Origin of the sequence: Paenibacillus sp. FSL R7-0163, from assembly GCF_037969975.1 — a bacterium.
GTDB lineage: Bacteria > Bacillota > Bacilli > Paenibacillales > Paenibacillaceae > Paenibacillus_AQ > Paenibacillus_AQ odorifer.
On the sequence record NZ_CP150224.1, the window covers coordinates 5,889,142 to 5,914,375 of the forward strand.

Genomic DNA, 25,234 nt, shown 5'->3' on the forward strand with positions numbered 1-25,234 from the left:
GAAGAGCACTGAGCAAAGACTTAATATCACGAAACTAGATGGTTTGGGAGGTTGTGAATATTGGGTATAGTAGTGATTCTCATAGTTGTAGCCATTATAGCAGCCATTGAAGTTCCCCTGATGTGGAGGAAAAAATTAATCAAGGAGATGTGGATTTTCTCATTTCTTCTGTTGCTGGGAACTTTCTTCAGTCTTATTAATGCGTTACATATTTCGTTCTCTAACCCACTGGGATGGATGATATTTATCTATAAACCCGTCTCGGATATGGTAAATGCCTGGTTATCCTAAAATGGGACTGAACCATTCCCTTGAGATGGCTTAGTCCCCATGATTAAACGACGTTGCCAAATCAGCAAGCGCCCTAAAGTTTGTTGCTAGCCGTTCACGCGCCAGCCAGTAATAAACTTCCTGGCCTCTCTTTTTATGGTCAACAATGCGGGCATCCCGTAGGATTTTGAGATGATGTGAAATCGCTGGCCTGCTTATTTCGAATTCACCTGCAATTTCCCCAACATTCAGCCGACCTTTATTCCCTAATAACGTAACAATCCGAATCCGAGTAGGATCACCAAATGCGGTGAGAAACCGTGTGATGCTGTTGATATCGTTAGGTTTAATCTCTTGCGGTTCTATCTCCCCACCCCGATTCGTAAATAAACTTAAACATACTCACTTGTTGAAACTACAATAAAGACCTCGTAGATTCTCTAACTATTAATTCTGCCGGGAAAATCTGATGCGCATGATTAACCTTCTTATTGATGAGATCAAAGAGAATCTTAATCGTCGCTTCCGCAATCTCTACTACCGGCTGTTTGATGGTAGTAATAGAAGGATTATAATAGAAGGAAATATCCAATCCGTCATAACCAGCAACCGAGTAATCTTCCGGGACTCGCTTGCCCGCTTCAAATATCGCCTTACAGGCGCCGATAGCCATACTATCTGATAAGGTGAAAATAGCGGTGAACTCTTCTCCTAACTCTAGCAATTCTTTTGTAACCGCATACCCATTTTCCATACTGTAACTGTCGATATCTTCTTTCATCCGCCGCACTAGCCGTTCATTATAAGCGATTCCATGATCAGCTAAAGCCTTTTTATACCCTTCATATCTCAACTTACCGATACTTACATCTTCTTCTGGTGCAGTAATGACCGCGATTTTCTCATGCCCTAGATTACATAGATAGTCGACAATTTTATAACTCTCATTAAAGTCATCTACAGATACAGAGGAATAGTCGCTCAAATCAAACTCTTCCGTCATCCCAATCGTACTAAGGACAAATGGAACCGTTAATTGCTGTAATTTCTCTTGAGAGTGTGAGAATAACCCCCCTAAGAAGACAATTCCCTTCAACCGTTTTTCTTTCTCCAGCTCAATCGCCACTTCGATCTCATCTTGATTCTCATCAACTCGTTGTAGGATGAAGGAGTATTTCTTGCGTTGAATCTCTTTTTCGAACACTTTGATCATCGGGCTAAAAAATGGATTGGATATCCCTTTAATCAATACTGCAATCGTTTTCGAATCAGAACGTTTTAAATTTCTTGCACTGTTGTTCGGAACATAATGATTTTCTTTGATAACCCTCATAACCATCGCTTTTGTTTCTTCATTAATATCCGGATGATTGTTAATAGCCCTTGATACAGTAGTCACGCCAACACCGCATAATTTGGCGATGTCTATAATAGTCAGTCTCTCCATTTCTATCTATCCTTTACTTGTTAGTATCTATCAAACTCCTTAATCCTTATTCAACTTCATAGTCAAAATAAGAAAGCAGGGGATTCCTGATGGTCACCCATCAAGAAAAACACCCTACTCGCTTCTTACATGAATATTAATTTATTTAACGAGGTAGATCAAGCTTAACCCTTAACCGCACCTGCAACGACACCTTCGATGATGTACTTTTGACAAGTCAGGTAGAAAATGATGATTGGCACAATAGCTAAGACCAGCATCGCCATCATAGCTCCCATGTCAATCGATCCGTATCCACCTTTTAGGTACTGGATCGCAATAGGAATCGTTTTATATTCTGTACCAATCAGCAGGTCTGGCAATAGGAAGTCGTTCCATACCCACATTACATTAAGGATAGCTACAGTTACAGCAATAGGTTTCAGGATGGGCAATACCACTTTAAAGAAGGCCTGAGGTGGATTACAGCCATCAATCATTACCGCTTCTTCAACTTCAAGCGGGATAGACTTCACAAATCCGCTAAACATAAACACAGACAGCCCTGATCCAAACCCTAAATAGATTAAGATAATCCCAATCGGATTGTCGAGATGCAGCACGTTTGCAGTCTTAGTCATTGTGAACATAACCATTTGGAAAGGCACGATCATCGAGAATACAAACGCATAATACATCATACCTGTGAATTTGGACTTCACCCGGGTAATGTACCATGCAGTCATGGAAGTAAATAACACGATCACAGCCACCGAGCATACCGTGATAAACAAGGACATTCCGAAGGCACTGAAAAAATCAATCTTTGCTACACCACTAGTATAGTTCTTTAAACCAACAAATGTAGTCTCATTAGGGAATAAGAACGGCGTATCACTAATGTAGAACTTACCCTTGAAGGAGTTCATCAGAACAATAAAAATAGGAGATAAGAACGCAATGGCCAAGACCAACAAAATGGTGAATATGGAATAATCTTTTGCTCTAGTCTTTTGCATTAGTTCTCAACCTCCTTTCTTCTAGTAATGACAAGTTGTATTAAGGCGATTAAGGCTACTAAAGCAAAGAATACGACGGCTTTCGCTTGACCGACACCTTCCCATCCTGATTTTCCGTAGAATGTATTGTAGATGTCCAGTGCTAACATGGAGGTCTGCTTAGACGGAGCACCAGCGGTTAATGCTAAGTTCTGGTCAAACAATTTAAATGAATTGGATAAGGTTAAGAATAAACAAATAGTAATGGACGGCATTACGAGTGGAATAGTCACATTACGCAAAATCTTAGAACGTGAAGCTCCATCAATTCTTGCGGCTTCTACTATATCTTTAGGAACATTCTGAATACCTGCAACATAGATAATCATCATGTACCCTATCAATTGCCAATTCATAAGAACGATTAGTCCCCAAAATCCGTACGTTGCATCAGAGGTCAAAGTGACACCAAATTTGTACAAAATCCCATTAAAAATCAACTGCCAGATGTATCCTAATACGATACCGCCTATCAAGTTAGGCATAAAGAAGATCGTTCTAAATACGTTGGTACCTTTTAGCTTTCTAGTTAACAACATCGCCAAGATGAAGGCGAACACATTAATAGTAAGAACAGATAAAACTGTGAATTTAACGGTAAAACCTAATGCATTTAGAAACTCTTGATTCGAAAAAGCTTTAGCGTAATTGCCAAACCCTATCCATGTTGCATCATTGACTGTAGTAAACTCTGTAAAAGACAAATATATACCCAAAAGAAAAGGGATCACAAATGCAATTCCAAAGGCTATTATGGTCGGTAATGCAAAAAGAGCAAAATATTTTTTTATCGATTTTTCCATGGAGTCTTCTCCTATCTCAGTATGGAAAATGATGAAACGTAGCAAGATCCACTCAAATTGTTGCTTAGTGCCACTGAATCCCGAGGGAGCCCAGTGGCACTAAGCTTTTATCTGTATGACAACTGAGAGTTATTCAAGCATCTTTCCATGCATTTATTATTTTGCTTTTTCAGCCTTCCAAGTGTCCTTGAAGATGGTTACAACTTCATCCCAAGTTTTGTTTCCTTGAGCGTATTGCAAGAGGGCATCACCAAAGACGTTTTTGAATTCTTCACTTGGGAATGCTGCGAATGTCCAAGCTACAGAAGTAAGATCTTTTTCCATCCAAGCAGATACTTCTTTAGCAAGTGGATCTGCTGGTTTTTCGCTGTCTTCAAAGGTATTGAATGGAGCGATGAAACCTAGATCGTTAGTTACATAAGCTTTACCTTTTTCACTGGAGAACAACCATTCCAAGAAAGCGATAGAAGCTTGTTGGTTCTCAGCAGATACTTTGCTGTTGATTGCGAAATAGTTTTCTGTACCTACAGCCAGACCTTGTTTTTCTTCGCCTTCCATACCGGTGTAAACAGGCAAGAATTTGATTTCTTCAGCTTTAACTACGTTACCGTCAACATCGTTGATTTGTGACCAAGCCCAGTTACCGTTTTGAACCATTGCTGCGTTACCTAGTGCAAATTCAGCCATGGAGTCAGCTACGGATTTACTACCCAGCAAGGATTCTTTAGTTACAGAGTTCTTGATGTACAGATCGAAAATATTTTTAAATTTATCGTTGTATTTGAATTCAACTTCTTTAGAAGCTAGACCCGCAAGAACGGTGTTGTCAAACTCAGTATTGTCTTTGAATTCATAGTACAGCGGCAAGTTTGCAAGGTGAGTCTGCCATCTCCATTGCTCGCCAGCAGCGAGGGAAGTGGAGGCGAATACACCTTTAATGCCCAGTTGGTCTTTTTTAGCCGTCATATCTTCTACTACTGCCTTCAAAGTATCGAAGTTATTGATCTCAGTTGTGGTGGAGATCGATACCGCTTTATCAGCCAAAGCGAAGTATTTCTTCATAATTGCGTCGTTGTAGATGATGCCGTATCCTTCAACTACGTAAGGGATACCATACACGCCTTCACCTTCAGTTACAGCCAAGCTTTTGTCGGACAGATAGCTGTAAAGCTTAGTATCTTTCAAATCCAAGGTGTAATCTTTCCAGGATTGAAAACCAACAGGTCCGTTAATTTGGAAAATAGTTGGCGCTTCAGACTTGGAGATTTCGGATTTCAATTTAGTTTCGTAAGTACCCGCAGCAGCCGTTACGACTTTTACCTTAACTCCTGTTTCTGCTTCGTAATCCTTAGCGATCTTTTCATATATTTCTGCAATCTCAGGTTTGAAGTTCAAGAAATAAACTGACCCTTTTTTACCAGATGCAGCGTTTCCATCATTGGATGCAGAATTATTTTCTTTATTCCCACATCCTGCCGCTAAGACAACAACCATAGACATTACTAACATGAGCCCTAAATATTTTTTGATATTCTTCATTCTTCTTCCCCCTCGTACTTTTTATTAGATTACTTCGCATGAAGACGTTCCGATGCTCTCAGTGAAAATTATGTCAGCGTTTTCATTTGCTTAAGTAATCCCCAGCCTACTTTTTGGTATCCTTATCGGTATCCTTATCGGTAACGTTTTCAATTGAAATATTAGCACACCATTTTGAACTTTTCAATAGCTAATCTTTTAGAATCATTTTATGGAAAAACTGCCCACGGCAAACCTTGCAAGCGTTATAATAGATTCATCCTTATTCATGAATGGTGAATGCTTAGGACATACTAATGGTTAACGACCCATTAAATAACTATGAATAGGTGATTGCATATTTTATCTCTGATCGAACAGTATGAGCTACAATTCTCCAATAATAATTATTTTGGCGATATCGGGGTAGATCCCTCCTACTCGATTGTAGAAGGCTCCCTTCCTGTACTTGTCTCAGCTCCACATGCCATTAACCATTTTCGAGAACATGCTGTAAAACCAGCTGACATGTATACAGGCTCCCTTGCCCTCTTGTTACAAAAGCTCACAAATTGCTACTGTATTTATTCGAATAGCTTCTCCAAAGAAGACCCAAATTACATCTTAGGTGGAGAATATAAGGCTGCGCTACGAGCGCTTGTCAAAGAACATCGCATTCAGTTTGTGATCGATCTGCACGGGGCTTCCAAACTTCGGGAGTTTGATATTGACCTAGGGACACTGTACGGAACCTCTATACGAGAGAATAATTTAAATGACGTCATAGGCATCTTTAACAATAATGGTATTACCAAAGTTCGACAAAATCATACATTTTCCGCTTCCCATCCTGGAACGATTACTTCATATTGTGCTAAGGAATTGTTAGTTCAAAGTATTCAAATTGAAATTAATCGAAATTATCGTAACCCGAATGCGTTTGATTTATTCCAAAAAACCATTCATTCCCTTGAACAAATCATTAAACTATTGGGCGGTGTCTGACATTATTATCGAGCAAACCTTTACTATTCTAGACAAACAAAGCCTTCAACCTCGTGAAGAAATCACAATGAACTCTGAAGAGTTAAAGGAATTAGGTTTAGTCCAGCATATCTTCGTTGATCTTACAGCAGAGAATGGTGTGAAAGTCAGCTGTTTAATTTTATCGGCAGATGAGGTGCCAAGAGGTACAATCCAATTATCCAAGCGGGCAAAGGACAAGCTCGGGGACTGCCTCACTACAGGATTAACTATAACGAAGCCAGAATACGACACAGTTCTTCGGGGAATTCCTAAAGTGGACGAGATTGCCAAACCCTATGTAAAAGCCTGTCCAGCACTCGTCCGTAAATATACGAATCAAGTGGAACTAATCAATCCCACAAACGGCTTCCGGGTAAACCTAACTTTACGAGAAGATAGCACAGCCAAACCAAATACCCTTTACTTCAACAGATACATCATGTTATTGCTTGAAACCCATTCCGAGGGGCATGACCCATTAATCATTACTCGCGCTAGGACGCGTTCCCAACCCAAGCCAGGTATACATAAACTTATCAATCAACTGATCCGACGGCCCTTAAGTGCATTAGGGAACTTTTTTATTGGCAAAAGAGAGCTCACCCTCAGAGTGGGCCATCCTTACCCTTTTGATGAGCACCAGAATTTATGCAGAATTCATCCGAATGTTAGAAAACTGCTAGGCATGGAAGAAACAGATCAGATCGTGATCTCCTATAATTCAAAACAAATCACCATCCCCATCTTAGACATCGATACGGAGCATATTGCCCAGTCGGTCAAGCTTCATGCGGATAATGAGCAGCTTAAATTTATCGACAGCCACTTATTTATCGGAATCACCGCCTTATCGCGTAACGAGTTAGAAATTCCAAGCATCGGCACATCAGTTACCGTAAAAAGAAGTATGTACTCCTTATTCCTAAAGCACTTAAACAAATTGGTCTTACCTGTTATCGCTTTGTTGTTCACCATAGTACAGCTATATAAAGATTTGAACTGGAGCATCGCTCTGACCGTCATCATTTCTCTTGTGTTACTTCCGATTATCATCTACACAACACTATCTGAGGAACGCGCCAAAATTAATTAAATGGAGGGATTTCCGTGGAATTCACTTCACAATCCCAAGTTGAAGATATGATCTACAGCTCTTATCTAAGAGCCATTAACAACATTACACAAACTTTGGATGAAGAAGTTAGAAAACCGGAGTTAACCAGAGTATTACTGGATGCAGTTGGAAGTCCGGATCGTAATCAAAAATACATACTGGTCACAGGCAGTAAAGGTAAAGGCTCCACCTCTAGATTTATCTCCTCTCTGTTAAGTCACTTGGGATATAAAGTGGGGTTATTCACCTCCCCTCACCTGGTGGATTTCAACGAAAGAATCCGGGTCAATGGGCAGGCAATAGCCACCGAAGATTTTGTACGATTAGGTAATGTAATTCGCGGGGGCTTCCACCAGATTGAGGAGCAGCTTGCTGCTGACGAATATCAAGGTCCGGTTGGGGTTGCTTTGGCTATTGCGGCTTTGTACTTTAAGGAGAAGGGTACAGATATCAATGTGATTGAATGCGGTAGAGGGGGAAGGTTTGATGACACCAATGTCCTGAGCAATGACTGGGCTGTCATTACCCCAATTATGGAAGAGCATGTAGCCCATTTGGGACCTGATCTGAGCAGCATTACACTGCACAAGCTGGGGATTGTCAAAAACAACACAACAAATGTCTATGTTAGCAAACAGAAATCGGGAGTTCTTGCGATCATGAAGGACAACCTCTCCTCCAACCCTGTGCAATATTATGAAGAACAGTTTTTAGCTGAATCTATCACAACCACTTCTATCGGGACTACTTTTGATGTCCGGACGAAGCAAGCCATTTATCCATCCTTGACCCTCCCGCTATTGGGACAGTTTCAAGCGGTCAATGCTGCTAGCGCAGTGTCACTTTGTGAAGAGATTACAGGGGGACCCTTGGATCAGGAGATCGTACACCACTGTTTTGAACAATTACAATGGCCGGGGCGTTGTGAAGTTATCTATCATGACCCGCTGACGATTATTGACGGAGCTATTCATAGAGATTCTGCAAGCTATCTGGCTGAACTTATTCAATTAGTGAATCCTGAGCGCAGCCGTACCGTCACATCCATCATCGGTGTCCCTAAGGATAAAGATTACACAGGGGTCATCGAAGTCATGAGCACAGTCTCGGATCAACTAATCGTAACCAAACCCGATATAAGCCATCTAATTTTCCCTACGGATGCCCTGCTAATCGCCAAAAGTTTTCTCAAAAAAAGTTCCGAATTCCCTTGTTTAGAGGATGCTCTTACGTATCTTAAAGAACAATCACCTTCGGAGATTATTGTAATCGTGGGTACGCAAACTCTAATCGGAAATGCCAAAAGATTATTCGGGCAATCGCTGCTGAATATCGGCTTATAACTGATTCATACGCTGAAGAATAACTTCCCTGTAAAGGTCTGAGAGGCCAGGTACTTCACTTGGATTTTGCTTGCAATATTCATCTAACATCACCTTATGGTTAACCTCAATCACCATCAAGCCTTGATTTGTCTCTAAGATATCTACTGAGCAGAAATCAAGGCCCAGCGCTTTAGAGGTCCGGGAGGCAAGCTCCGCCAGCGCCTCTTGTTTGGCCTGATCTTTCACCTCAATCGTAACAGCCCCGTTAATCAAATTATGCTTCCACGAACGAACTCTTTTTTTTCCAAGGAATACACGCGCCTGATGATTAAAGGTTACAATTCTATACTCAATCTCCGCTTCATAATAAGGACCTATTGCCCCATTAAGCTGTAAAGAAAATAATAAATCGAGCTTTTCGTGCAGATCGGCTATCTCATTGATTTTGTACACATGCTTTCCCTGCGCCCCGTTATCCTGCTTCATAACTACCTCCCCATTGCGCGCTTGGAAATAACGCTCAGCCAATGGATAAGGATTCAAATTGCTAAATTTGGAGTCAGGATGCGGCAAATAAATATGTTCTACGGCTGGGATATTCGCCTTATGCAAAACATCATAAGTTAGAGATTTACTCATGGCAATAATCGTAGAAGCACTGTTGTTTAGTCCGATCTCAGCGTCTACCATCACAAATGATTTCACTCCATCTGTCGCTCTATATACGAAATTTGGTGTAATTTCCTCAAAGCTAATCCCTGAGGCTGTAACAGAATGCTGGATCATTTTTAAGTAAGGTCTAGTCGTCATTCAGTTTCCTCATTTCTAACAAAATATGACCAAACCTAATCATAGCATGAGAAATATCAATAAAAAATAATAACATTACGTCATAATAGTTAACACATTCATCCCTCAAATCTTGTTTTAGGTCCGTTTTTCACAAAAATCGCAGAATATATGTTACGTTTAATTACTGATAGCGCTTTTATAGTTAAAATAAGTGTTGATTATTTAGTGATCATCCTCTATGATAAGCTTATTAAAGCGAATCAAAAAGTTAAAGCGGTTAAACTTTAATCTCTAGGCGCCTAGTATTATTGCTAATTAATAGTGTTAGTTTGATTAAAAGTTAAAGCGCTTATACTTTCAAAACGAGAGGTTGGTGTGTCATGATCAATCGCGAGAACAGGCGGCAGACGTTCTACATGTATCTGTTCATTTCTCCTTGGATTATCGGCTTCCTAGTATTCGCCCTTTATCCTATCTTATCATCGCTTTACTTCAGCTTTACTGATTATGACATCATACACCCACCTAAATTTATCGGGCTCGCTAACTACACAGAGATGTTTCACAATGACCTGTTCTGGAAATCGGTGGTTGTCACGCTGAGATATACCTTCATCGGTGTACCTATCCAACTTGTGCTTGGTCTCGGCTTTGCACTATTGCTTCACCAGACCATTCCTCTGCGCGGCTTTTTCAGAACAGCAATGTATTTTCCAAGCATGGTATCCGGCGTGGCCATGTCCCTGCTGTGGTACTGGATCTTCAACCCGCAGATCGGGCTCTTCAATTACATCCTTTCCTGGTTCGGTATTCATGGACCGGCTTGGCTGATGAACCCAGACACTGCGCTATATGCCTTGATCATCATGACCTTCTGGACAGCAGGTTCAGGAATGATTTTATTCCTCGCAGGTCTACAAGGCGTACCGGCAAGCTTGATCGAAGCCGCTAACCTTGACGGTGCAGGGCGCTTCAGAATCTTCCTGAACATTACCTTACCGATGATCTCTCCCGTGCTGCTCTTCCAACTAATTATGGGACTGATCGATTCCTTCCAAGTCTTTACCCAAGCTTTTGTCATGACTCAAGGGGGGCCGAATTACTCTACCTGGTTCTATGTCTATAATCTCTACACCAGCGCTTTCAAAGAATATCGTGCCGGTTATTCCTCAGCCTTGGCATGGGTGCTCCTTATCGTAGTTATGCTGTGCACCGCACTAATTATGAAATTGTCTAACCGTTATGTTCACTATGAAGGAGGCGGACGCAAATGAGTACAGTCAGAGCGCTAAGCCCCCGGACTAAAGGAACACAACGTCGCCGGAAAGCGGAGCCTGTTAAGATTTTCAGCTTTATCACTTTAGTAGTTACAACATTTCTGATGCTGCTTCCTTTGTTCTTCATGGTCTCCACTTCACTTAAGTCCAAACGTGAGATGCTGAAGTTCCCACCCACCTTTCTTCCGGAGAGCTGGCAGTGGAGCAATTACACAGAAATATTTGATACCCTGCAGTTCGGTACTCTTTATAAAAACAGTCTGATTATCGCCGGCTTTAGTGTTGTGGGAACCTTGATTTCTTCGGCGCTAGTCGCCTATGGGTTCGCCAGATTCAGAGGTACAGGCAATCAGGTGTGGTTCATCCTGCTGCTGAGCACCATGATGTTACCCTATCCAGCCATTATGATTCCGCAATTTGTACTCTTTTCGCAAATGAACTGGATCGATACCTTTTTACCCTTGATCGTGCCTGCTTTCTTCGGCTCTGCCTATAATATTTTTCTGCTGCGCCAATTCTTCTCCACATTGCCTGAAGAGCTGTTTGATGCGGGACGCATTGATGGCTGTGGCGAAATACGGATGTGGGCTACCATAGCAATCCCACTCTCCAAACCTGCACTTGCAACCGTAGCTATCTTTGCTTTTATCTACAACTGGAATGATCTGCTTACGCCAGTGCTTTACTTAAGCTCATCAGATAAGTTCACGCTACCCGTCGGGATGGCTTCTCTTACCTCATCGAGGTTCCGCATTCCACCTTGGCATCTGCTAATGGTTGCTTCGGTTCTAGCTATGGTCCCAATCGTTACGCTGTTTGCTGTAGCCCAGAAACAGTTCGTCGAAGGGATTGTACTTACAGGGATTAAGTAATAATCCGCCATAAGGCGGCCAAATATACTTGAAATCATGGAGGGTTTAGCTAATGAACAAGAACAGGAAAAGTATTGCACTTTTACTTGCAGCAACCATGCTCGTTGTTCTAGCCTTATCAGGCTGTAGCGGCGGCAAATCGGCAGGTAACGCCCTATCTGAAGGAAACGGTGGCTCTACTAATTCTGGAGGCAAAGCAGAAACGGTAACGATTACCCATTACACAATAGATTCAGAAGACCGCACATTTGTCGAAAAATTAATCCCTGATTTCGAGAAGCAGCATCCGAATATTAAAGTGAAAGTGGAAAAAGCGCCATATGAGCAGTTCGACAGCAAGCTGCAAACGCTAATTGCCGGCGGCAAATCGCCCGACGTGACAAGTCACTGGGGGTATGGAGGTTTCGCAGAATACTACAATAAGGGTATGTTGCTCGATATGACCGACCTTATGAAAGAGGATGGTTTCAAGGCAGAGGATTATAGCATCCCAGAGAATCTGATGAGCATCTACAAGGTTAAAGATCACACTTACGGCATCCCGGTCAATATGTATGTCACCTTGATGCTCTATAACAAAGACATGTTTGATGCTGCCAAACTGACTTATCCAACAAGCGACTATGAAGATAAGAGCTGGACGTTTGAAAAAATGGTCGACGAAGCTAAACAAATGACGCTTGTATCCGATGATATCGCCAAAACTCAATATGGCGTAGACTTCACTTGGTCCGAACGCGATATGCGGCCATTATATTTTGGAGCGGAGCCTTACTCAGAGGATACATGGACTAATGGCGGCGTGCCTTCCGAGACTTATTTTGACTCCCCTGAAGTGATCGCTGCCTACAACAAGCTTTTTGATCTTGTCTTTAAGGATAAAGTCTCTCCTTCTTCCGAATGGAGCAAAAGTGTAGCTGGACAGAACGGCGATCCCTTTGTTGCTGGTAAAATCGGCATGTCTATCGGAGGCTCATGGAACCTTGCAGGTGCAAATGACTTCCCCTTCAAAATTGGCGTAGCCGCTGTACCATGGGGAGGAAACGAAAAGGTACGCAGCACCCTTTATGTCGATCCGCTGCTGATCTTGAAGGACTCCAAACATCCGAAGGAAGCTTTTGAATGGATCAAATACCTGATCACAAGCGAAGTGCAAGAGAAATCCATTGAGCTTAGTGGCGGTAACCCACCAGTCAACACCGAAGCTGCAGAAGCTTACTATAAACATTTTGAAGGTATCGATCCACAGGATATCAAAAATGTCTACGAGGGTGCTGTTAACTACGGCTTCGAATCCTATAACCACTTAATCACCAACTACTCGCAAATTAATGACATGTTCATTAATGAATTGCAGCCAGTAGAAACTGGACATAAGACGGTTGAAGAGGTGATGGCGACGATTCAGAAGAAGGTTACAGAGATCATTCAGCGATAACTGTTTGGCAGGTATACCGCCCCCTTTAGGGACGGTATACCTGCGTGAAATCATACGTTTAGCGGACAGTCTGCCAACCCTGTATACTGAAAGTAGAAAACAGGATCGGAAAATCTGCCGTGAGGAGAATTAAAGATGAAAGTGAGTATTTTTGATGTAGCCAAAAAATCCGGATTATCCGTTGTAACCGTATCCCGGGTGTTAAATGGGGCCGAATCGGTACGCGAGAATAATCGCCAAAAGGTGCTGGAGGCAATTAAAGAGCTGGATTACCGCCCTAATGCTGCGGCACGCAGTCTGGCAAGCGGTAAGACGGGAATTATCGGCATTATTGTCACTACCCTGCAAGATTCCTTTTTTGACGCAGTGGTCAAAGAGCTGAATGAAATATTAGCGATGCATGGTTATTTTTTAGCGATATCCATCTCAACAGGCATCGAATCGGATGATAGCCATTATTTAATTCAGGAGGATCGTGTAGACGGTTTAATTTTGCTCTCTCCGATGGAAGAGGACAATTATATTGTGGAGTTAAAACGGCGGGGTATCCCTTATGTGCTGATAGATAATCAGAAGCCCGAAAATGATACCTACTCCATCACGATCGACAACTTCAAGGGGGGATACGCAGCTACGCGTCATCTACTGGAGCTGGGACACACTTCAATCGCTCATCTCTGCGGTCAGGAAATGTTCCGGAGTACGCGGGAGCGGCGCAGTGGATTTCTACAGGCGCTTCAGGAACAAGGGCTGGCCCCCTTTGAGATCGTGCCTGGTGATTTCGATATTGGGATGGGATACGATACCTGCAAACGTTGGCTGAAGGAAGGAAAGCTGCCCACCGCCGTCTTCGCCGGGGATGACAATATCGCGCTTGGAGTCATCAATGCCCTGATGGAAGCGGGCATTCAGGTACCCGAAGAGGTGGCAGTGGTCGGCTATGACGATCATTATATTGCTTCACAGCTTCATCCACATCTGACAACAATACGTCAGCCTGCGGACAAAATCGGGCTGGCAGCCGCGGATATGCTGCTCAAACGCATCTCTGGAAAGATGAAACGTGGGGCCGGGATGCGGATTGATCCTGAACTTATCGTACGTGAATCTACCGGAGCTGAGTAGATTAAATTTATACACTAGGAGTGACGACCATTGACTTACTACTTGGGGATCGATGGGGGAGGCACGAAAACCTATGCTCTGCTAAGCGATGAACATGGCAATGTTCTTGGCAAAGGCAAGAGTGGTAACGGCAACCACCAGACAGGCGCCCTTGAGGCCGCCAACAGTATTCAAGAGGCCACATTCGGGGCGCTGGCTGAAGCCGGACTCCGGTTGGAAGACATCCAGCATACCTATCTCGGACTTGCCGGTGCTGATCGCGAGGCCGACTATGCTATTCTCCATCCGATGATACGCCAGATAGGATTCACCAAATACACCATTAACTGTGACACTATGATCGGTCTACGCGCCGGAACGAATCGCCCTTATGGTGTCGCGCTCATCTGCGGCACCGGCACCAATTCAGCAGGCAGAAACCTGCAGGGAGAGCATTATCAATGCGGCGGCTTTGACTATATGTACGGTGATTTTGGCGGGGGTGGCGCACTCAATATTGAGGTGTTTCGTTCCGTTATCCGAGCTTGGGACGGCCGGGAACAGCCCACCCTATTAACAGGCTTACTGCTAAAAATGCTAGGTTATGAGGAAGTTGGGCATATGTTTCACGATTTCCTCGATCATTGGAAAAAAGTACCTGTAAATGTTGCCCGCCTGCTCTTTGAAGCAGCAGCTGAAGGAGATGCCGTAGCATTGGAGATTTTACATCGGCAAGGGGTTGAACTAGGTAAGTCTGCGGCAGCTATCATTCACAAGCTAGGCATGGAGCAGGAGACCTTCGATGTGGTGCTGGCAGGAAGTCTGCTAACCCGAGGGGATCGCGGTTGGATTCGCCAGCCTATCGAGAAAGCTGTACACGCTGCAGCCCCTCAGGCAACCGTGGTTACCCTTGCCACAGAGCCTGTAGTCGGTGCAGTATGGTCAGCTATGGATCAAGATGGGTTGACCATTAGTAGTGAAGTATATGAGAAAATGCGGAAATTTCAGGATTATGAATCGATCAAACAAACTACAAGACAGGAGTGATTAATCTTGGCAGCTAACCAAGGATTAAAGATTGCAGTTATCGGTGGAGGTTCTTCGTATACCCCAGAATTAGTAGAGGGATTCATTCTTCACTATAAAGAACTTCCCGTGCGCGAATTATGGCTTGTAGATATTGAGCCTGGTCTTCGCAAGCTGAATATTGTAGGTAACTTGGCAAAACGTATGGTGGAGAAATCCGGCCTTCCGATTGAGGTTCATCTGACAACAGACCGCCGTAAAGCGATCGAAGGCGCCGACTTCGTCAGCACTCAGATGCGTGTCGGCATGCTTGATGCCCGTGCTCGTGATGAGTCGATTCCGCTCAAATATGGCGTTATTGGCCAAGAAACAACAGGTCCTGGGGGAATGATGAAAGCACTGCGCACCATCCCTGTTATTCTGGATGTATGCCGTGATATCGAGGAACTGGCTCCCAACGCATGGCTGCTCAATTTCACTAACCCTGCTGGGATGGTCACCGAAGCCGTTCTGAAATATTCTAAGGTAAAAAGTATTGGCCTGTGCAACGCACCTATCGGTCTGATCAAGCAAGTCTCTGCCAAATATAATGTAGCAGCAGACCGTGTATATGCCGAATTTGTGGGCCTCAACCACTTGCACTGGATTACTCGTATCGATGTTGAAGGTGAAGACAAGCTGGACGATATGCTTGCAGATACAACCAGCTACAGCGCTAAGAACGTACCAGCAAGAGAATGGAACCCGGAATTCCTGCAATCCCTTCATGCACTGCCCTCATACTATTTAAAATATTTCTATATGACCGATGCCATGCTCGAAGAGCAGATAGAATCCCATAAACAAGGCATTAACCGTGCTGAAGTCGTTAAACGTGTAGAAGAAGGGCTCTTCGAGCTTTATGGCAATCTAGAGCTAAGCGAGAAGCCGAAGCAGCTGGAACAGCGCGGCGGTGCTTTTTACTCAGAAGCAGCTGTTAACCTCATGAGATCGCTCCATAACGGATCAAACGACATTCAGACCCTAAATGTCGCCAACCGCGGCATATTGGACTTCCTGCCAGATGACGCCAGCATTGAAGTGAACTGCGTGGTCACCAAAAACGGCCCGCTACCTCTGCCACTGACCAAAATTCCAACCATGGCTAAAGGACTCATTCATGCTGTCAAAACCTATGAACAGCTGGCGATTGACGCCGCTGTAACCGGAGATCGCGCCCTTGCCCTTCAGGCGCTCGCACATCACCCGCTTGTTCCGTCCGTGGACGTAGCGATTCGGATGCTGGACGAAATGCTGGAAGCTAATAAAGAGTTCCTGCCGAACTTTTTTGCGAATTAATTCATACCTCCTATCGAGAAATAACTAAAAGAGACCGAACCCGGTCTCTTTTTTTTCTTGTTATAAATCTTAAATAATCCTCTAAATATAGTGAAGTCACAGCGAGCATTGATTCTCCCCTAACAGGAGGTTTTATACTTGGATTCAGTACAGCAGCCAGAAAAGAAAACCAAGGAGGATTATAGATTATGAGATTACTTGAAATCACACTTGTCTTATTTAATGTATTGTTGTTGGGTTGGCTAACCTTAGGACGGCCCAAAACACAGCGCGGGTGGCTGATCGGCGGCGGGATTTCTACTGCTTTACTGCTTATCCATGCATTCGTGGAAGGGTTGCGGTGGCCGATGATTCCAGTGTATCTGATCACACTGTGGGCAATCGTGGGCGGAACAAGACTTTTCTTCCGATCCGCAGCAAAGGCAGCAAGAAAACCGCAACGGCGTTGGAAAACACTAGTGCTGACTGGAGTTGGGGCGGTTTATGCTGCCGTTTCCATTGCTCTACCCCTCCTGTTCCCTGTATTTTCTTTTGCGGAGCCCACAGGTCCTTACAAGATAGGAACCGTCACCTACCATTGGACCGATTCTGCACGGGAAGAAAAGTTCACAGAAACATCCGGTGACTCCCGCGAATTAATGGTGCAAATCTGGTATCCAGCAAGTTCAGAGGCTACAGGGAGCCCGGCGCCATATTTATCTGATCCTACTCCGTATATAGAAGGGCTGCATGAATTTTTACAATTGCCGGAGTTTTTATTCTCAGGATTAAAACTGGCCAACACCCACGCTATTGCGAATGCCGGTTTGGCAGATACGGAAACTAAATATCCGGTGCTTCTTTTCTCGCATGGATTTATGGGCTACAAGAATCAGAACACCTTTCAAGTCGAGCAATTGGTAAGCCACGGCTATATTGTCGTAGGGATTGAACATGCTTATAGCAGCGTAGCTTCGGTATTTCCAGACAAGTCTGTGGTGAAGTTTGATTCAGAAGGAAAAACAGGCTATGAGCAAATGAAGTATTCTTTTATGGATCGGCGTAATGAAGTCTGGGTAGAAGATGCTAAGTATGTGCTGGATCAAATGGAGGCCTTATCTGCGGACGATCCTAGTGGTCTGTTTACAGGCCGGATTGATCTTGAACATATGGGCATGTTCGGTCATTCCTTTGGGGGAGCCACAACGGTGCAGATGCTGATAGAGGATCAAAGAATTCAAGCAGGCATTGATATGGATGGGGTGCTTTACGGTGAAAAGCGGATTCCTGCAGACGGCTTGAAGAAACCTTTTCTGCTCATGAGTGCCGATGACACCTTAAAAGGAGTAGACCAAACCAGCGATGCTGAAATCGCCGCACTACGGACGGATAGGAAAGAGATTACAGCCTACTATAATGAGCTATTCGCCCGGTATGAGCCAGTAACTGCAGGCGGGAACTATTGGCTGACCTTCAAACACAGCAAGCACATGAGCTTCTCAGATCTATATCTGCTTACCCCCTTGTTTGAATGGATGGAAGATGTAGATGTGCGCGGAACACATGAGCTGATTAATGAGTATACGCTGGATTTTTTTGACCATTATTTAAAAGGACAGCCCTTGCAATATTTGAATAACAACCTGGGAGACCATCCGAAGTATACACTTCAACAAGGTGCGGAATGAGAATTCTCCTGCGCAAGCTTCCATTCTAGCCCTTCCATCAGCAAGGCGTTGCCTCTCACAATAACATCCCATTTGGGATTGAGGAGCAAGCATAGTTTATTAAAGCGTTCTATCCGTTCGGTAGGAGCAGTTTGCATCAAATGAGCATATTGGCGGAAAAAGGCGGCTTTATCGCGGAACTGCTCTGGACCTGCATACATCATCACAAAATCTTCAACAATTGCCTGTACAACAGCGCTGTCTGCTGATAGTTTTTGTTGCAAGGCTGCTTCCACCCGAATTCGGATATTCTCCAGCGTTCGAATCCAAACCGCAGCGGGAACGCGGGGATGTCTAACCATATTGAAAAAAGGCAGCTCAAATCGGACAAGCTCCTCCATGTACTGTGTATCGTTCATAAGTGCTTGCAGTTCGTTCCAAGCTACGGTTTGTCCGGCTGTCACTTTGACTTCATTCATAATATATTTATTGAACAAATATAAAAAGGTATCCCGCCATTCGGACGGCAATTGACCGAGCGGCTGTATTTCTTCTATTTTACTGGAGATGAACCGGGTTCGCTTATCAGCATTCATGGACAAAGAGTCCACCAGCTCATTCATGTAATCCATGGAATCACCTGTTGAGACATGCTCTTGGGCTTGGCGCAGAATCGAAATCATATTGGTCAGCGTACTGACCTGGGTCTCCAAAGCTTCAATCTGCCAGTTGAGTGCTGTAGTGAGCTGGATTTCTCCAGCGATAACTTGGCGAATCTCGTCAATGCCGAAATCCAAATAACGTAACGTTGTGATCAGCCGCAGGCGGGAAATATCTTCAGGAGTATATAAACGGTGTCCGCCTTCGCTGTGGCTGGATGGTTTCAATAGATCGATATCGTCATAATAACGAACGGTTTTAATAGTTGTGCCCAGCAGCTTAGCCACCTCGCCGATGGTTTTGGTATCTTTACGCAAGTGATCACCCTTTTTGATGGAATCATACGATGTTGGAATGGATTGTACCGAAAGGAACGACAGCTTTCAATTTGCTTGTTGCTGATACTCGCTACCCAAGCAAAGATGGATAAAGCATCTTGGTAATTTGCACTTAGCCAATTCGATATCGGACACAGCTGACCTTAAAAGCGGCTTTTTCCCACTTTTAGAGTGCTATCGGACCCCATAGCCGTTGTTAGCGTGAACACCACTCAATATGACCACTTTCTACTTGAATAGCGGCGCTGGGGTCCGAAACTCTGCTCCAAAGGCTAAAAAATAGCAAATAACGTCATCTGGGTCCGCATGACTCGGCCGAAGATTGCACAGAAAATGTGTTCGGATATTTATAGAAGAACCAGAGATTACTGCGAGTTGTACCGATAATGAGATCTGCTGTCCATCAGTTCACTGCTGCCAGATTTGCCAACGACCCACAACGCCAAAAAACGATCCCTGTTACTGGAGGAACGCTTTTTTATTTCTACTCCAATGGACTCCCAGCATTTCCACCATTATTATCCACTGATTTATCGCTGCGCTCTCAGCGTATTTCTTGCATTACCTGTTCAATGCCAGAGCGAATATCCGGCTCTTTTACACTGGATACATTAAGCTTTAGAATCTTCTCTTTATTAAAAGAGGGCAAATAACCGCTGTCCGCCATTTCGATGCGAATGAACTTTTTTTGCAGACGTTTGATCATCTGTTCTGTCTTTACGCTGTCACTAAGCTTCAGATACGTATGCACGCCAAGCTGGCCGGTTGGATGGTAAGAATAATGCTGTGCTGTTGCTGTATCTAACTCTCTCATAATCGATTCATGGAGCAGCGTGGATCTTTTTTCGTAGCAGGAACGCATCTTTTTTCGGTGGCGCTCGAACATTCCGCTTTTCAGATACAACTCCAGGGCAGCCTGAGACAGCATAGAGCTATCTATATCCATCAGTCTTTTGAATCGGTTAAAAGAGTCACACAGGACCTCTGGCAGTACAGCGACACCGACACGCAGGCCCGGAAAAATAATTTTGGAAAAGCTTTTCAAATAGATCACATGGGAAGCATCGTCATAAGCGTAGATCGGATCCTCTTTTGCATCCTGCTCCAAGTCCGCCATGTAGTCATCCTCAACGATGTACACATCGTATTTAGCTGCTAGCTGAGCAATCGCCTTCTTCTGGGTACGGGTATAGGAGACGCCAAGCGGATTATGAAATCGCGGGACGGTATAAAAGAACTTGAACTGGCCTGTCTTAAATAACCGCTCTAATTCATTCAAGTCAACCCCAGCGTCCGAACGCTTTATCCCCTCTGTCTCAATGCCATACGTCTTCAGATATTCCATAAACAACGGGTAACCCGGCTGCTCAATCAGCACTCGCTGCCTGCCATTCGGAAAAGGAATTCGGGTCAATACGCCAAGCGCCTGCTGCACACCTGAGGTAATAAAAATCTGATCCGGATTAGCAAATACCTGATAAGAAGCCAGATGGCGCTGCATTTCACGAATAAGAGAAGGAAGCCCCTGCGGCGTTCCATAGATGAACAAGTCATTGCGGTACATATCAATCGCTTTATTAATACAATGTTGGAAATCCAGATACGGAAAAATATCCGGGTCGGGTGCAGACACCGTAAAATCGATCCAATGTGCACCTTCGTCTTTTCGCTGTCCGCTTCGTTTCATGACATAATAACCACTTTTTGAGGCGGCATAGATTAAATGTTTGTCCTGAAGATCCTGCAACGCGCGAATAACCGTACTTTTACTACATCCATAACGTAAGGACAACTCCCGGATAGACGGTAATTTATCCCCCTCACGATACGTATCCTCGGCGATTTGCAATTCCAGCTCGTTGATTAACTCCGAATACTTATACATCCCTTTCACCTTCCTCCAAGCTTATTCTGTACCGGTACAGATAAATAATAATTACATTGTAGCACAGCTACTCTAGCCTTAGAATAAAGAGCAGAACAGGACCGGTACCTAAATGCGCGCAACACTTTGGAGGTCTTTACTAATGAATACATCTTCTACTCAAAAAGCGATAGCAGCAGCTGTCTTGAATGCTATTATTGTCGGGTTTTCCTTTATATTTGTAAAAATGGCCCTAACCGTCTCGGATCCTTTTGATACGCTAGCTCATCGCTTCACGTTATCTTTCCTTGCCGCTTCTTTATTTACTTTTCCAGGGTGGGGGCGGGTGAAGTTTGGAATATCCAAGGCCGCAGTGATCATCCCACTGGCTTTAATGTATCCAGCGTTGTATTTCACCCTTCAAGCGTATGGACTTCTGTATACAACCTCCGCTGTAGCGGGTATTATTCAGGCAACAATGCCCATCTTCACCATCCTTTTGGCGGCGATGTTCTTGAAGGAAACCACGAGCAGCTTCCAAAAGATCTCTACATTAATCTCAGTTGCAGGCATTATTCTTATCTTTGCCATTCCAGGTTTGAGTATCTCTTCTTCTAGTCTTTGGGGCGTCTTGCTCATCCTAATCTCAGCTTTATCCCTTGCCGGTTATAATGTTGCGGCTCGGAAGCTGACACGTACCTGGAGTCCCAAAGAACTTACCTATATGATTACTTTGTTCGGATTTATATTTTTTAATGGACTGGCGATCATTAAGCATGGTTCGGCAGGAACCTTGGATCAGTATTTCACACCTTTTCAAGAGCCAAAATTCATATTCTCCATGCTCTATCTCGGCGTACTCTCCTCCCTCGTGACCTCCTTCCTCTCCAACTATGCTTTATCACGGATGGAGGCTTCACGCGTGAGCATTTTCGGCAGTCTTTCAACAGTTGTCTCTATTCTCGGTGGTGTACTTCTGCTGAATGAGCAACTGGAATGGTACCATTGGACTGGTACAGTGATGATCATCGCCGGGGTGATCGGTGTGAACTGGCGGAAGCAAGTAAGGGCCAAAGGCAAAGCGTGAAGATTGATATGCATACAAAAAAGACACCCCGCGAGGTGTCTTTTATCTTTACCCTTTTCAGTATCTCTATTCTGTATCAAGCCTCGCTAATCACCGTTATTTGGCTGTTTCAAGCTCCTTGATCTTCTCTTTATATTGGTCCAACAGATTAGCTAAAGCTTCCTTGATCACAGTCGCATCTTTGGATTTAACGGCACTATTCAGATCATCTTGAGCTTTGAAAAAAGCTTTATCCGCGTCGCTAAGATCTGGAATGGAAATAGCAATTGAAGTCGCATCTACAGCTTTAATTGAAGTAGTGATATTGCTATCTACCTGCATATCATCGACTACAGGTACTACTTCAAGGTTACGACCAGCTTCGATATATCCCGCAGGTAGAGCTTCGGTGGATAGTATTTCTTTTGATAATTGAACTCCCTCCACCAGTTCCGCAGGCACAAGCTCGGCAAGTGCGGTTACACTAAATCCAGCAACCTTATAATACTGATCCAAGGTGTTCTTCCAGTCTTCTTGGGTATTAGGTGCGTAGGTCTTAGCCAACTCCAGGGGATCTACCCAATCAATAGTGGTTACTTTAGTGGCAATTGTTCCTTTAGAGGCAGCAGTAACCACGGCTGCGGCCGTTGTTTTCGTGTTTCCGTCTTGTGCTCCACTTGCTGCGTTCGTTGCAGACGGTGCAGCAACGGCGGACACTAGCAGGGTGGACAGCGCTAACTTTTTAAATAACATCTGTTGATTCATAAATACAACACTCCTCGTCGATTCGAATGATCTTACAAGACCAAGCTTACAAAATGGGTGTGGCAGAACATTGGTTAATTTGTGGAAAAACGATGGCAGCCGCCCCTACCCACCTCTGGATTGATATACTTGTGGGAGAATAATTTGGAGGTAACCCGAAATGAATAATCCATACCTCATTGCCGTAGTCGACGATGATGAACATATACGCAATCTTGTTGAAGCTTATTTACAAAAAGAAAATTACCACACCATCGGCCTTGGCAGCGCTGAGGAAGCATGGACCTTGTGGCAGACAAGCCCCCCGGATATGTGGGTACTCGATGTTATGCTCCCCGGCATGGATGGTTATGAGTTCTGTAAAAGGATTCGTAACGAAGCCGAAGTACCGATCATTATGATCTCCGCAAGAGATAATGAAGTGGATAAAATATTAGGATTGGAGCTTGGCAGTGACGATTATCTAGTCAAGCCGTTCAGTCCTCGTGAGTTAGTCGCCCGGATCAAACGTCAGCTTCAACGCTGGTACAAAATGAGTAATCAGGCCGAAAAATTGAACAGTCAGGCCACTTCCACCCGTCTTGAAATTGACCAGCTTCTACTATTGCCGGAAGAAAGACGTGTATTCTGGTGTGGTGAAGAGGTGGACTTGACCAGCAAGGAATTCACCATGCTAAAAGTATTCGCTGATGCCCCTAACCGGGCATTTACAAGAGATGAGCTGCTGAGCTATGTGTGGGGAGACGACTATTTTGGAAGTGATCGCGCCGTGGATCATCTAATTAAACGGATGCGCAAAAAACTGGAGCATTTGCCCATTGAGGCAGTATGGGGACACGGATACCGCATGAGAACAGATGGGGGTGAGCATACGAATGAAACTAGCACATCAGATTAATTTAGCCTTTAGTATTGCATTGGTATTGCTACTATCTATTACTGCTGTCGTGATCCATTTTGTACTACTCAACCATTTTGTCGGAACACAAAAAGAGGATTTAAGAACCATTGGTGCGGCGATGTCAGCTACATTGACTGAAGAAAGTAAATACATCGGGGAGATTGGCACTCAGCTGGAAGCTCTGCCCGTGACCATACCTTCTCTAAGCACTGCAGGCGTCGAAGCCATTCTTAGCGATGAAACAGGAAAAGTCTTGTCCACATCATCAGAGATGAGTTCAATTGCAATAAACTACGATGCCAAGAGTGTCACAGGCCAAGCCACTGAGCTCCAGAACATTTGGAATGGAACAGATACACGGTATATTACTGAAGTGAAGGCTACACCTATAGGCACGCTAACTTTACTAACCCCTATGAGCGCAGTCACTGCTATTGAACAAGCTTTGCTCAAAAGACTGCTGATCGTTTTCAGTGCAGCGGGAGCATTTATGTTCCTATTTGGCCTATTTATCACCAAGAAGCTGATTCAACCTCTAATGAGGCTGCAACAAGAACTCCGCAAAGTCAAAGAACGCCGCTTCTCAGATGTTAAATTAATTAAAGCTGGTGGAGAGCTTGGATCCGTCGCTCAATCGGTATATGACATGGCAGATGAATTAAATCGTTTCAACCATGTGCAGAAACAATTTTTCCAGAATGCGTCTCATGAATTAAAAACCCCCTTAATGTCCATTTCCGGCTACGCTGAAGGGATTAAGGATGGTGTTTTTGAAGGTGAGAATGTAGTAAAAGGGCTAGACATTATCATGAGCGAAAGCAGCCGCTTGAAGAAGCTCGTGTCCGAAATGACTTTACTTGCGAAGCTGGACAGCGAGGAAGATATATTCAAGCCTACGGAAATTTGTTTAAAAGATCTACTGACAGAAACCATCGAAAGAATGAACCCTCTATTAATGAAAAAAGAATTAACCCTCCATATCTCCCACGATCATCAAGATTCTCTTACGATCCTCGCGGATAGGGATAAGCTGCTACAGGCGCTTCTTAATGTAGTATCCAATGCAACACGTTACGCTAACCAACATATCTATATCCATGTTTCGGTCAAGGAGGGCCGGGCCCTGTTATCCGTTAGTGACGATGGCCCTGGAATTTCTGACGATCTGCTTCCCTATCTCTTCCATCGGTTCGTAAAAGGAAAAGACGGAGAATCCGGACTTGGACTGGCTATTTCCCGCGCAATCATCGAGCGTTGTGGAGGTCAGATCAGCGCAGGCAACCGAAGAAATGGCGGTGCGGTCATCTCGATGGGGTTTCCCTTATAATTATTCGTAAGAGGCTGTCTCAAAAGTAGTGAACTCTACTTGGGGGCAGCTTCTTTTTTATGGAATGGAATTGAAAAGAAAAGTAATGGATTTTACTGTGCCATATGACACCACGCGTAGTGTTCTATGATATTGGGTTGGGCGGTTGGGCGGTGGGCGATAGGCGGTGGGGCGGTGAGCGGCGGTGGCGTAGGCGGTGGGCGTAGGCGTGGGTGTAGGCGGTGGGTGTAGGCGGTGGGCGTAGGCAGTGGTAGGTGGGCGTAGGCAGTGGTAAGGCTTA

General features: G+C 44.2%; 22 protein-coding genes. 14 read left to right on the forward strand and 8 right to left on the reverse strand.

The genetic code is table 11. The features are described from left to right. Nucleotides 1-60: 60 nt before the first annotated feature. Nucleotides 61-291 (forward strand): hypothetical protein, encoded by a 231-nt coding sequence (locus tag NST45_RS25815; protein ID WP_235219548.1) that lies wholly within the window; start codon nucleotides 61-63, stop codon nucleotides 289-291. Nucleotides 292-685: 394 nt separating this feature from the next. On the opposite strand, the gene NST45_RS25820 is transcribed toward NST45_RS25815, so the two are convergent. The 4 genes from NST45_RS25820 to NST45_RS25835 form a co-directional block, all read right to left on the reverse strand. Next, on the reverse strand, nucleotides 686-1,717 hold the full coding sequence (locus NST45_RS25820; RefSeq protein ID WP_036687244.1) for a LacI family DNA-binding transcriptional regulator: 1,032 nt from the start codon (nucleotides 1,715-1,717) through the stop codon (nucleotides 686-688). 164 nt (nucleotides 1,718-1,881) lie between these two features. Then, nucleotides 1,882-2,715 carry a carbohydrate ABC transporter permease gene (locus NST45_RS25825; RefSeq protein ID WP_036687243.1) on the reverse strand — a complete coding sequence of 278 codons (834 nt, stop codon included), beginning with the start codon at nucleotides 2,713-2,715 and terminating at the stop codon, nucleotides 1,882-1,884. After that, nucleotides 2,715-3,557 carry a sugar ABC transporter permease gene (locus tag NST45_RS25830; protein WP_036687240.1) on the reverse strand — a complete coding sequence of 281 codons (843 nt, stop codon included), beginning with the start codon at nucleotides 3,555-3,557 and terminating at the stop codon, nucleotides 2,715-2,717. Before NST45_RS25830 ends, NST45_RS25825 begins: the two co-directional genes overlap by 1 nt. 156 nt (nucleotides 3,558-3,713) lie before the next feature. Next, entirely contained in the window at nucleotides 3,714-5,096 is a 1,383-nt protein-coding gene (locus NST45_RS25835; protein ID WP_339824179.1) for an ABC transporter substrate-binding protein, read from the reverse strand. Nucleotides 5,097-5,429: 333 nt separating this feature from the next. Between NST45_RS25835 and NST45_RS25840 the strand changes: the two genes are divergently transcribed. From NST45_RS25840 to NST45_RS25850, 3 genes are read left to right on the forward strand one after another with little or no spacing between them, the layout of a single operon-like run. Continuing rightward, nucleotides 5,430-6,080: an N-formylglutamate amidohydrolase gene (locus tag NST45_RS25840; protein WP_076101130.1), complete on the forward strand. Its 651-nt coding sequence runs from the start codon at nucleotides 5,430-5,432 to the stop codon at nucleotides 6,078-6,080. Next, nucleotides 6,046-7,194, forward strand: a complete 1,149-nt coding sequence (locus tag NST45_RS25845; protein ID WP_143760525.1) for a hypothetical protein — start codon at nucleotides 6,046-6,048, stop codon at nucleotides 7,192-7,194. The genes NST45_RS25840 and NST45_RS25845 overlap by 35 nt, the downstream gene beginning before the upstream one ends. Nucleotides 7,195-7,208: 14 nt before the next feature. Beyond that, on the forward strand, nucleotides 7,209-8,558 hold the full coding sequence (locus NST45_RS25850) for a Mur ligase family protein (RefSeq protein ID WP_076101127.1): 1,350 nt from the start codon (nucleotides 7,209-7,211) through the stop codon (nucleotides 8,556-8,558). Here the strand turns inward: NST45_RS25850 and NST45_RS25855 are convergent. Continuing rightward, the gene (locus tag NST45_RS25855; RefSeq protein ID WP_076107309.1) at nucleotides 8,553-9,350 is read right to left on the reverse strand and encodes a hypothetical protein; all 798 of its coding nucleotides are present in this window, start codon (nucleotides 9,348-9,350) and stop codon (nucleotides 8,553-8,555) included. The two genes, NST45_RS25850 and NST45_RS25855, sit on opposite strands and share 6 nt — an antisense overlap. Before the next feature lie 362 nt (nucleotides 9,351-9,712). Here NST45_RS25855 and NST45_RS25860 point away from each other — a divergent pair, with 362 nt between their 5' ends. From NST45_RS25860 to NST45_RS25890, 7 genes are all read left to right on the forward strand, one after another. Beyond that, nucleotides 9,713-10,606 (forward strand): sugar ABC transporter permease, encoded by an 894-nt coding sequence (locus tag NST45_RS25860; RefSeq protein WP_042184117.1) that lies wholly within the window; start codon nucleotides 9,713-9,715, stop codon nucleotides 10,604-10,606. Further along, nucleotides 10,603-11,481 carry a carbohydrate ABC transporter permease gene (locus tag NST45_RS25865; RefSeq protein ID WP_036687227.1) on the forward strand — a complete coding sequence of 293 codons (879 nt, stop codon included), beginning with the start codon at nucleotides 10,603-10,605 and terminating at the stop codon, nucleotides 11,479-11,481. The genes NST45_RS25860 and NST45_RS25865 overlap by 4 nt, the downstream gene beginning before the upstream one ends. 52 nt (nucleotides 11,482-11,533) lie before the next feature. After that, nucleotides 11,534-12,919, forward strand: a complete 1,386-nt coding sequence (locus tag NST45_RS25870) for a sugar ABC transporter substrate-binding protein (protein ID WP_076179140.1) — start codon at nucleotides 11,534-11,536, stop codon at nucleotides 12,917-12,919. Nucleotides 12,920-13,054: 135 nt separating this feature from the next. Continuing rightward, entirely contained in the window at nucleotides 13,055-14,044 is a 990-nt protein-coding gene (locus NST45_RS25875) for a LacI family DNA-binding transcriptional regulator (RefSeq protein ID WP_036687224.1), read from the forward strand. Between the two features lie 30 nt (nucleotides 14,045-14,074). Then, nucleotides 14,075-15,070: a BadF/BadG/BcrA/BcrD ATPase family protein gene (locus NST45_RS25880; protein WP_036687222.1), complete on the forward strand. Its 996-nt coding sequence runs from the start codon at nucleotides 14,075-14,077 to the stop codon at nucleotides 15,068-15,070. Nucleotides 15,071-15,076: 6 nt separating this feature from the next. After that, nucleotides 15,077-16,387, forward strand: a complete 1,311-nt coding sequence (locus NST45_RS25885) for a 6-phospho-beta-glucosidase (protein WP_339824183.1) — start codon at nucleotides 15,077-15,079, stop codon at nucleotides 16,385-16,387. Nucleotides 16,388-16,575: 188 nt separating this feature from the next. Beyond that, on the forward strand, nucleotides 16,576-18,054 hold the full coding sequence (locus tag NST45_RS25890; protein WP_076101118.1) for an acetylhydrolase: 1,479 nt from the start codon (nucleotides 16,576-16,578) through the stop codon (nucleotides 18,052-18,054). Here the strand turns inward: NST45_RS25890 and NST45_RS25895 are convergent. Both NST45_RS25895 and NST45_RS25900 read right to left on the reverse strand, forming a co-directional pair. Beyond that, the gene (locus tag NST45_RS25895; RefSeq protein ID WP_235219547.1) at nucleotides 18,036-19,010 is read right to left on the reverse strand and encodes a MerR family transcriptional regulator; all 975 of its coding nucleotides are present in this window, start codon (nucleotides 19,008-19,010) and stop codon (nucleotides 18,036-18,038) included. The two genes, NST45_RS25890 and NST45_RS25895, sit on opposite strands and share 19 nt — an antisense overlap. A gap of 565 nt (nucleotides 19,011-19,575) precedes the next feature. Then, on the reverse strand, nucleotides 19,576-20,916 hold the full coding sequence (locus tag NST45_RS25900) for a PLP-dependent aminotransferase family protein (protein ID WP_076101115.1): 1,341 nt from the start codon (nucleotides 20,914-20,916) through the stop codon (nucleotides 19,576-19,578). A 142-nt stretch (nucleotides 20,917-21,058) separates the two neighbouring features. On the opposite strand from NST45_RS25900, the gene NST45_RS25905 reads away from it, so the two are divergent. Then, entirely contained in the window at nucleotides 21,059-21,982 is a 924-nt protein-coding gene (locus NST45_RS25905; RefSeq protein WP_076101113.1) for a DMT family transporter, read from the forward strand. 96 nt (nucleotides 21,983-22,078) lie between these two features. Here NST45_RS25905 and NST45_RS25910 read toward each other — a convergent pair whose 3' ends face one another. Continuing rightward, nucleotides 22,079-22,726, reverse strand: a complete 648-nt coding sequence (locus NST45_RS25910; RefSeq protein ID WP_038568178.1) for a hypothetical protein — start codon at nucleotides 22,724-22,726, stop codon at nucleotides 22,079-22,081. 160 nt (nucleotides 22,727-22,886) lie between these two features. On the opposite strand from NST45_RS25910, the gene NST45_RS25915 reads away from it, so the two are divergent. Next, a complete protein-coding gene (locus NST45_RS25915; RefSeq protein WP_036687211.1) occupies nucleotides 22,887-23,624 on the forward strand; it encodes a response regulator transcription factor in 738 nt (245 codons plus the stop codon). Then, complete coding sequence (locus NST45_RS25920; RefSeq protein ID WP_036687209.1) at nucleotides 23,602-24,954, forward strand: HAMP domain-containing sensor histidine kinase; 1,353 nt, start codon at nucleotides 23,602-23,604, stop codon at nucleotides 24,952-24,954. The genes NST45_RS25915 and NST45_RS25920 overlap by 23 nt, the downstream gene beginning before the upstream one ends. The last annotated feature ends 280 nt before the right edge of the window (nucleotides 24,955-25,234 follow it).